General features: G+C 66.2%; 1 protein-coding gene. It reads left to right on the top strand.

Features of this window, described 5'->3' with window-relative positions:
- Positions 1-182: 182 nt before the first annotated feature.
- A partial coding sequence (locus EB084_25525; GenBank protein NDD31625.1) for a hypothetical protein occupies positions 183-1,380 on the top strand: 1,198 nt, incomplete at its 3' end.

Here is a 1,380-nt window from a genome sequence, read left to right as displayed (position 1 = left end):
CACCCTCGCCGACATCGGGCGCGGCGTGATGACGCGATCCCAGGCCGCGCGCCTGGGGCGCACGTGAGGCTGCTGCTTGATACCGATGGGCATCGTGCGAACGAGACAGTTGGTAACATCACGGACACCCTCTGCAGAAGCGCGCGTGGTAGGCTGTAGGCGTAATCAGCAAGGAGCCTGCCATGTCCACCGTCAACGCACCGAAGAGCTTCACCGTGACCACCCCCAAGGGGGAACCGCTGGCCGTGGCGCCCAAGCGCGCCGCCGAGGCCGCGAAGATCGATGTCAACGGCGACGGGGTCTGCAGCGACGCCGAGATCGTCGACTACATGCAAGCCACCGACGTGCTCCACGCCGGACCGGCACAGGGCAACATCCCCCGCATCACCGAGGAGTTCAAGGCCCACCTCACGGGGCAGCGCGTTGCCACGGCGAACTTCAATGGCGAAGACTATCGCAGCCTCGCCCAGCTCGAGGCCCGCATGCACGAGCTCGCCGCCGACCACCCCGATCGGTGCCAGCTGGTCTCTCTCGGCCAGACCCACGAGGGGCGCGACATCTGGGCGCTCAAAGTCTCGAGCGACGCCCAGGGCGACACCTCGAACAAGCCGGGTGTGGTGTTCACCGGCGCCCATCACGCCCGGGAGTGGATGACCCCTGAGGTGACCCTCGGCCTGGCCGAGGACATGATCGAGAACTACGGCGACAACCCGGATATGAAGCGGCGCGTCGACGGCGCCGAGACCTGGTTCATCCCCGTGGTGAACCCGGACGGGTTCGCCTACACGCAGACCGACGACAACATGTGGCGCAAGAACCGCATGCCCATCCACGACCCGAAGAATCCGAACGGTAACCCCATCGGCTACGGCGTAGACCTCAACCGCAACTACTGGGACGGCAAGCCGGAGCACCTGTCGATGTACCGCCACGACGGCGACTCGCCGAAGCGCACCTGGGACGACTTCGGCGCCAGCGACTCCGTCGGCTCTGACGCCTACCGCGGCCAGGGCCCGGCTACCGAGAAAGAGGTGCAGGCGCTCATCGCGTTCGAGAACAGCCGCCCCAACCTCCACGGCGTCATCGACCACCACAGCTACGGCAACCTGCTGATGCGCCCGTGGGACGACAAGGCCGACGACCCGGAGAACGTGGCCGACTACGACGAGGTCGCCCAGCGCATGCTCACCGCCCAGGGCAAGGACCCCTACCAGTACATCCAGACCTATGATCTCTATCCCACCACGGGTGCGTCGGTGTCGTTCCATCACGTGAGCGGCCGCTTCGGCTTCGGCGTCGAGATGGGCGACTCGTTCCAACCTCCGTTCAGCGAGTTCCCCGCGCTCTACAAGACCATGTCGGGCGCCGACTTCGCTTTCC

This window comes from Pseudomonadota bacterium, from assembly GCA_010028905.1.
Taxonomy (GTDB): Bacteria; Vulcanimicrobiota; Xenobia; order RGZZ01; family RGZZ01; genus RGZZ01.
This window is presented reverse-complemented; position numbering and strand designations above follow the sequence as displayed.